Annotated in this window: 8 protein-coding genes; 5 read left to right on the top strand and 3 right to left on the bottom strand. The window is 64.6% G+C overall.

From position 1 onward, the window contains the following. Positions 1-249: FAD-linked oxidase C-terminal domain-containing protein (locus EN750_RS10405; RefSeq protein WP_281062279.1), on the top strand; the 249-nt coding region annotated here is incomplete at its 5' end. Positions 250-260: 11 nt separating this feature from the next. Then, a complete protein-coding gene (gene glcF / locus EN750_RS10410) occupies positions 261-1,586 on the top strand; it encodes a glycolate oxidase subunit GlcF (RefSeq protein WP_127396367.1) in 1,326 nt (441 codons plus the stop codon). A 175-nt stretch (positions 1,587-1,761) separates the two neighbouring features. Here glcF and EN750_RS10415 read toward each other — a convergent pair whose 3' ends face one another. After that, positions 1,762-2,682 (bottom strand): bifunctional 5,10-methylenetetrahydrofolate dehydrogenase/5,10-methenyltetrahydrofolate cyclohydrolase, encoded by a 921-nt coding sequence (locus EN750_RS10415; protein WP_127396368.1) that lies wholly within the window; start codon positions 2,680-2,682, stop codon positions 1,762-1,764. Between the two features lie 261 nt (positions 2,683-2,943). Further along, a complete protein-coding gene (locus tag EN750_RS10420; RefSeq protein WP_127396369.1) occupies positions 2,944-3,690 on the bottom strand; it encodes a L,D-transpeptidase in 747 nt (248 codons plus the stop codon). 215 nt (positions 3,691-3,905) lie between these two features. Here EN750_RS10420 and EN750_RS10425 point away from each other — a divergent pair, with 215 nt between their 5' ends. Further along, positions 3,906-4,544, top strand: coding sequence for a DNA-3-methyladenine glycosylase I (locus tag EN750_RS10425; protein ID WP_127268832.1), 639 nt, complete (start codon positions 3,906-3,908; stop codon positions 4,542-4,544). A 2-nt stretch (positions 4,545-4,546) separates the two neighbouring features. On the opposite strand, the gene EN750_RS10430 is transcribed toward EN750_RS10425, so the two are convergent. Next, positions 4,547-4,798 (bottom strand): hypothetical protein, encoded by a 252-nt coding sequence (locus tag EN750_RS10430; RefSeq protein ID WP_127268833.1) that lies wholly within the window; start codon positions 4,796-4,798, stop codon positions 4,547-4,549. 459 nt (positions 4,799-5,257) lie between these two features. Between EN750_RS10430 and hisS the strand changes: the two genes are divergently transcribed. Continuing rightward, complete coding sequence (hisS, locus tag EN750_RS10440) at positions 5,258-6,760, top strand: histidine--tRNA ligase (protein WP_127396370.1); 1,503 nt, start codon at positions 5,258-5,260, stop codon at positions 6,758-6,760. Positions 6,761-6,820: 60 nt separating this feature from the next. Next, on the top strand, positions 6,821-7,776 hold a 956-nt coding region (locus EN750_RS10445), incomplete at its 3' end, for an ATP phosphoribosyltransferase regulatory subunit (protein WP_127396371.1).

Below are 7,776 nucleotides of genomic sequence, written 5' to 3' on the forward strand. Positions count from 1 at the left end.
GCCTTCTATGACTGGCAGGGCGGGCTGGTGTGGCTGCGCATGGAACAAGGCGATCCGGAAGCCGCCCTGCTGCGCGGGCTGTTGAGGAAACATGGCGGCGGCCATGCGACGCTGGTGCGTGCCGCACCTTCGCATCGCGCCGCTCTGCCGGTGTTCGAGCCGCAGCCGCCCGCACTTGCCGCACTCAGCCAGCGCCTGAAGCAGGAATTCGACCCCAAAAACATCCTCAATCCCGGCCGAATGGCTTAGGATCCAACGCGATGCAGACCAATTTTTCGCTTGCCCAGCTTGCCGATCCGCATGTCGCGGAATCGGAAAGGATCCTGCGCAAATGCGTGCATTGCGGCTTCTGCACCGCCACCTGCCCGACCTATGTGACGCTTGGCAACGAGCTCGATTCACCGCGCGGGCGCATCTACCTGATCAAGGACATGCTGGAAAATGGCCGTCCCGCCGACAAGCAGATCGTCACCCATATCGATCGATGCCTGTCGTGCCTCGCCTGCATGACCACCTGCCCGTCGGGCGTGAACTACATGCATCTGGTCGACCATGCCCGCGCCCATATCCAGGAGACCTACAAGCGGCCGCTGCTCGATCGACTGACCCGCGCCATGCTGGCCTTCGTGCTGCCTTATCCCCAGCGGTTTCGCGCCGCGCTCAAGCTGGCGAAGCTGGGCAAGCCGTTTATAGGCTTGTTCGACAAGGTTCCGGCGCTGAAGCCGCTCAGTGCGATGCTCAAGCTCGCGCCGGCCTCGATCCCGGCAGCTTCGCCGATGGGCTCGCCAGGCATCCATGCCGGGCAGGGGAGCAAAAGAGGCCGCGTCGCTATCCTCACTGGCTGCGCGCAATCGGTGCTCGATCCCGCCATCAACGACGCCACGATTTCGCTGCTGACGCGGCTCGGCGTCGAGGTCGTGGTGCCGCCGGGCGAGGGCTGCTGCGGCGCGCTGGTGCATCATATGGGGCGCGAGCAGGCCGCGCTTGCCTCGGCGAGGCAGAATGTCGATGCCTGGACGCGCGCCATCGAACAAGGCGGGCTCGATGCCATCGTCATCACTGCATCCGGCTGCGGCACGACGATCAAGGACTACGGTTTCATGCTGCGGCTGGATCCGGCCTATGCCGACAAGGCCGCGCGCGTTTCGGCGCTGGCCAAGGACATCACCGAATATCTCTCGACCTTCGATCTGCCTGAACCGGTGCGCAAGCCGGGCACGGTTGTCGCCTATCACTCGGCCTGTTCGATGCAGCACGGCCAGAAGATCACCCGCCAGCCGAAGGAACTGCTCGCCAAGGCCGGCTTCGTCGTGCGCGAGCCGCGCGAAGGGCATTTGTGCTGCGGTTCGGCCGGCACCTACAACATCCTGCAGCCCGAGATCTCGGCCAAGCTGCGCGACCGCAAGGTGAAAAACATCGAGGCGACGGGGGCTTCGATCGTCGCCACCGGCAACATCGGCTGCATCACCCAGATCGCTTCCGCCGCCAAGCTGCCGGTGGTGCACACGATCAAGCTGCTCGACTGGGCTTATGGTGGACCGATGCCGGAGGGGATCCCCGAGGCAAGGCTGGCTGCGGCTGAGTAGCGTGGCGCGCTGTCAGAGTTACGGCAAATCCCCCTCATCCGGCCGCTTCGCGGCCACCTTCTCCCCGTTGGGGAGAAGAGATTTGCGCCGGCGGTGACAGCCTCCTCTCCCCTCGGGAGAGGTCAGCCGGGCGAAGCGGAGGCTGGGTGAGGGGGCCTTTGGCGTCGCCCTGTCCTTACTCCGCCGCAAGCCTGTCGGCCGTACCGTAGGTCGCCTCATAAAGCGCACGCTGGCGGCTGAGCGCCACCATCGTGTTGCGCAGCAGGATGGCGACCGTGATCGGGCCGACGCCGCCCGGCACCGGGGTGATCCAGGAGGCGACCTCGCGCACGCTTTCGGTGTCGACGTCGCCGACGATGCGGCTGGAGCCGTCAGGCCCGATTTCGGAATTGATGCCGATGTCGATGACGGCGGCGCCCGGCTTGACCATGTCGGCCTTGATCAGCCGCGGCCTGCCGACGGCGACGAACAGCGCGTCGGCGCGCCTTGCATGCGCGGCGACCGATCGCGTCATGTGGTGGCAGACCGTCACCGTCGCGCCTTCGCTCATCAACAGGAAGGCGATCGGCTTGCCGACGATTTCCGAATGGCCGACGATGACGACTTCCAGTCCCTTGAGGTCGAGGCCGGTTTCCTTGAGCAGTTCGACCGAGGCGGCCGCCGTGCAAGGCGCGAGATCGAGCTGGTTGTAGACGATGTTGCCGATCGAGGCCGGATGCATGCCTTCGACGTCCTTCAGCGGATGCACCGCCGCCTGCAGTGTCCTGATCGGGATGTGCGCGGGCACCGGCCGCTGGATGATAATGCCGGTGACGCGCGGATCGGCATTCAGGCCGTGGATCGCAGCTTCCAGTTCGCCTGCCGTGATGGTGGCGGGAAAGCGCCGCTCCTCGAAATCGATGCCGGCGAGCTCAGCCTTGGCGCGCTGGTTGCGCACATAAACATCCACCGCATCGGGGTCGCCGACGGGGATCGAGATCAGCTTGGGCGGAAAACCCTCAGCTTTGGCGATCGCTGCGTCCTCGGCAACGGCGGCGATGATGCGCTGGGCTACCGGGCCGCCCTTGAGATAACGGCTGTCTTCGGACAGGGGCATGGGTGAACTCTTTTGTGGAACTAGCCACCGGGATAGCAAAAGAATGCGGTAAAGGCAGCACGAAAGCGAACCGCTATGCCCGTTGCGCGACGCGTCGGTGACCTTTTGCCCTCGATTTCTGCTCAAAAACGGAAAGGGCAGCGCGGTTTCCCGTGCTGCCCTTCCTGGCCGGCCGCATCCCCATACGGCCCGTCCCCCGTTATCCCTAAACTGGCCTCGAAAAGCGGACTGCTTTGCTGGCCAGGTGATTCGCAGGACCTATTATATCACCTCGACCGTGGTTCCGACATTGACCCGCTCATAAAGGTCGACGACGTCCTCGTTGCGCATGCGGATGCAGCCCGACGACACCGCGCCGCCGATCGTCCAGGGCTGGTTGGTGCCGTGGATGCGGTATTCGGTCGTGCCGAGGTAGAGCGCGCGGGCGCCAAGCGGGTTCTCCGCGCCGCCGGCAAGATAGGTCGGCAGATAGCGGCCCTTGGCGGCTTCGCGCTTGATCATCTGCGCCGGCGGGCGCCAGTCCGGCCACTCGCGCTTGTTGGTGATCTTGTGCGTACCCGACCATTCGAAGCCCGGCTTGCCGGTGCCGACGCCATAGCGCCTTGCCTTGCCGTTCTTCTCGACCAGGAAGAGGAAATTCTGCGTGGTGTCGATGACGATCGTGCCCGGCTTCTGGCCTCCGCCATAGTCGACTTCCCGCGGCAGGTAGATCGGGTTGATCTGAGGACGCGCGACCATGCGCTTGGCCGGCGGCTGCACCGCCGCAGTCTGCACCCGGTCGGGCTGCGCCGGGCGCAGGAGGCGTCTCTGTTGCTGCTGCTGCACCACCTGGCGGTTCTGGCGCACGACGCCGGGCGCCTGGCCAAGCTGCAGCACCCAGGGTGCGGAAAGGTCGGGGCTAACCATCACCGGCGGCCTGTCGGCATAGCGGTCGCCGGCGATTGACGGTGTGACGCCGGCGGCAAACACAGCCACGGCGCCGAGCACGGGAAACAGAACTGTCTTCATCGTAACGCACCTTGATCGTCTGATACAAAACGGGTGGAAACGTCCTCCCGGTTCGGCGATCATTGGCGCGCAAGCAGCAACCGAAAAATGAATCGGAATGCATAAAATGCGGCTTTGTCAGTAAACCTTTTGGTGTGGTTACCGCCGGGTTCAGGAATCTGGTAAAGCCGCAGTAAATGCCGCGCAAAAGCGCGTTAACGAACGGATTTTGGCTTATGGACAAGGAAAACACCGGCCTGCTCGCCGGTCCCGACGGTGTCGCGCGCTGCTTCTGGCACGGCAATCTGCCCGACTATCTGCACTACCACGATCATGAATGGGGCCGGCCTGTGGCCGACGACCGCAGGCTGTTCGAAAAGATCTGCCTCGAAGGCTTTCAGTCGGGCCTGTCGTGGCTGACCATCCTGCGCAAGCGGGAGAATTTTCGCGAAGCCTTCGCCAATTTCGAGTTCGACAAGGTCGCCGCCTTCACCGACAAGGATGTCGAACGCCTGCTCGGCAATGCCGGCATCATCCGCCATCGCGGCAAGATTGTCTCGACCATCAACAACGCCAAGCGCGCCCGCGAAATGGCCGACGAATTCGGCTCGCTGGCCGCCTGGTTCTGGAAGTTCGAACCCGGTAAGGACGAGCGGCCGCAAATCGTCGACCTCGCCCATCTGCGCGCCAACCCGACAACGGCCGTCTCGGTGCGGATTTCGAAGGAGCTGAAGAAACGCGGCTGGAGCTTTGTCGGCCCGACCACGGTCTACGCCTTCATGCAGGCCATGGGCCTGGTCAACGACCACCTCGAGGGCTGCGTCTGCCGCAAAGAGGTCGAGAAGCAGCGGAAGGCTTTCAGGCGGCCGAAATAGGCTCAGGTGCCGTTGGCGCTGGCCAGCACCAGGCCGGCGACGATCGCCACCACCGTGGCCACGGTCGGATAGATCACCAGCAGGCCGGTCATCAACGCGTCGCGCATGGATGGTCCCTTGCCGGTCTCGCCGGGCACTTCGAACGGGCCGGCAGCCTGGCTGATCATTTTCGGGGCGTTGATGTCGGCCGGGCGCAGGCGTGCGGGCAATTCGGCATCGCTGTCGATGGCGTGGAATCTTGCTGTGCTGGTCATTGCCGCGAACCCCTCATTTCCCGCGTTTATCTCTTGCGATTGTGTCGGCACGATGCCGTACCCGTGGCGGGATTGTTTCATTTTCGCTGCGTTTTGTTTCAGAGCTTGGCTCGGATGGTAGGCCCAAATCTTGGTCGTTCTGCGCCGCCCCTCATCGCCCTGCCGGGCACTTCTCCCCGTATAGCGACGGGGAGAAGGACGCCCTCGTCGATGGTTTCGCCAGTCGTCCAGGTTGCAAGAGAATGCCCGAGTCCGCGTTCAGCTCTCTTCTCCCCGTCACTATACGGGGAGAAGGTGCCGGCAGGCGGATGAGGGGCGGCGCTGTACTTGCAAAGCTATCGAACTGTTCCTAGCCACCTCGTAGAGAGGGTGCAAACCCTTGCTGGTCCTCGCCGCTTCGGTTAGGACACGCCCACTCGCAATATGTCATCGATAACTTAGCAAAAAAGACCCCAGCCCATGGCCGATAAATCGGAAAAGACGAAAGCGCGACTGCCGCGCGGTTTTGCCGACCGCAGCGCCGAGGACATCCGCGCAGTCGAGAAGATGATGGCGACGATCCGCTCGGTCTATGAGCTTTATGGCTTCGAACCGGCCGACCAGCCGCTGATCGAATACACCGACGCGCTCGGAAAATTCCTGCCCGACCAGGACCGGCCGAACGAAGGCGTGTTCTCCTTCCAGGATGACGACGACCAGTGGCTGTCGCTGCGCTACGACCTGACCGCGCCGACGGCCCGTTTCGTCGCCGAGAATTACGAGCGCCTGCCCAAGCCTTACCGCAGCTATCGCTCCGGCTGGGTGTTCCGCAACGAGAAGCCAGGCCCCGGCCGCTTCCGCCAGTTCATGCAGTTCGACGCCGACACGATCGGCACGCCGGGCGTGGCCGCCGACGCCGAGATGGCGATGATGATGGCCGACGTCATGGAAGCGCTCGGCATCAAGCGCGGCGACTACGTCATCCGCGTCAACAACCGCAAGGTTCTGGACGGCGTGTTGGAGGCGATCGGCCTTGGCGGTGAGGAGAATGGCGGCCGCCGGCTGACGGTCCTGCGCGCGATCGACAAGCTGGACAAGCTCGGGCCGGAAGGCGTGAAGCTTTTGCTTGGCCCGGGCCGCTGGGACGGCGGCAAGGAGGGCGAGGGCGACTTCGCCAAGGGCGCCGGGTTGAACAACGGGCAGGCCGAGGCGGTTCTTCTCGCGACCGCGAGGACTATACAGGCCGGCCAGGATTCCATGGTCAGTTCGAACGCCATCTACCAGGAAGGCGTCGGCGAACTCGCCACGATTGAAGCGCTGGTCAGGGCGGCAGGATATGGCGAGGACCGTATTGCCATGGACCGCTCCGTCGTGCGCGGCCTCGAATACTACACCGGCCCCGTCCTCGAAGCCGAGCTTCTGGCCGAAATCCCCAACGAAGACGGCCAGATCGTGCGCTTCGGTTCGGTCGGTGGCGGCGGGCGCTATGATGGCCTGGTGTCGCGCTTTCGTGGAGAGCCTGTGCCGGCGACCGGCTTTTCCATCGGCGTCTCCAGGTTGATGACCGCGCTGAAGAACCTCGGCAAGCTCGACGCCTCGGACGTGATCGCGCCTGTCGTCGTGCTGGTCATGGACAAGGACACCGACAGCCTCGGCCGCTACCAGAAGATGGTGGCGGAGCTGCGCGCCGCCGGCATCCGTTCCGAAATGTATCTCGGCGGCGCCGGCATGAAGGCGCAGCTCAAATATGCCGACCGGCGCGGCTGCCCGGTCGCCATCATCCAGGGCGGCGACGAGCGCGCCAAGGGCGAGCTGCAGATCAAGGACCTGATCGAAGGCGCGCGCATGTCTGCCGAAATCACCGATAACGCCGAATGGCGCGCCGCCCGCCCGGCGCAGGTGACGGTGGCGGAAGGCGAGCTGGTCGCTGAAGTGAGGAAGATTTTGGCGGCGCAGGCCGAGGAGAGGGCACGTGGCGAGTAGAGGTCGCGTTGGCGCCTCTGGTTTGGGACCAGAGGGTCGTGCAGCACTGAGGTCAGCAAGTTGACCTCCCGCACCCCCGCCATCTCCACCGACATCACCAACCTCTTCGCCACGCGCAACACGCACGCCGTCGAGGTCGCCATATTGCAGCCGGCGGACCCCTTCCTCGACATGGCCGGCGAGGATTTGCGCCGCCGCATCTTCCTCACCGAAAGCGAGACCGGCCAGACATTGTGCCTGCGGCCGGAATTCACCATTCCGGTCTGCCTTGATCACATAAGTTCGCAGGCCGGCACGCCGCGCCGTTATTCCTATCTGGGCGAGGTGTTTCGACAGCGCCGCGAAGGCGGCAACGAGTTCTTCCAGGCCGGCATTGAGGATCTCGGTGACCGCGATACCGCTGGAGCCGATGCCCGCTCGGTGGCCGATGCGCATGCGCTGCTGTCGCTGGTGCTGCCCGGCCAGGCGCTGGCGATCACGCTCGGCGACCAGACCATTTTTGAGGCGGTTCTGGCTGCTCTCGGGCTGCCGCGCGGCTGGCGCATGCGCCTTGCCCGTGCGTTCGGCTCGGCGCCGATGCTTGAGGCGGCTCTCGCCGATCTCGCCAACCCGCCGCGCAACAGCCAGCTCTCCGGTCCAGTCGCCGCCCTCGTCCTCGACGGTGATCTGGACGGTCTTTCCGCCCATATCGCCAGCGGCATGGAAGAGGCGGGCCTGTCGGCGTCCGCCGGACGCGCGCCGTCCGACATTGCCCGGCGGCTGATCGAGAAAGCCGAGTTGCGCAGCGTTCGGTTGTCGAGCGAGGCCTTTTCCGCGCTGAAGGATTTTCTGGCGATCGACGTGCCGCTCAATAGCGCGGCCCAGGCACTGGAGACCTTCGCCACCGGCGCCGGGCTGTCGCTCGATGTTGCGCTGGAAAAGTTCGCTGCCCGCGCCAAGGCGATCGAAGCGCATGGCTTGCCGGCCGAAAAAATCCGCTATGACGCCGCCTTCGGTCGCCCGCTCGATTACTACAC

The organism is Mesorhizobium sp. M7A.F.Ca.ET.027.03.2.1 (assembly GCF_003999175.1).
In the GTDB taxonomy this organism is placed as follows: Bacteria; Pseudomonadota; Alphaproteobacteria; order Rhizobiales; family Rhizobiaceae; genus Mesorhizobium.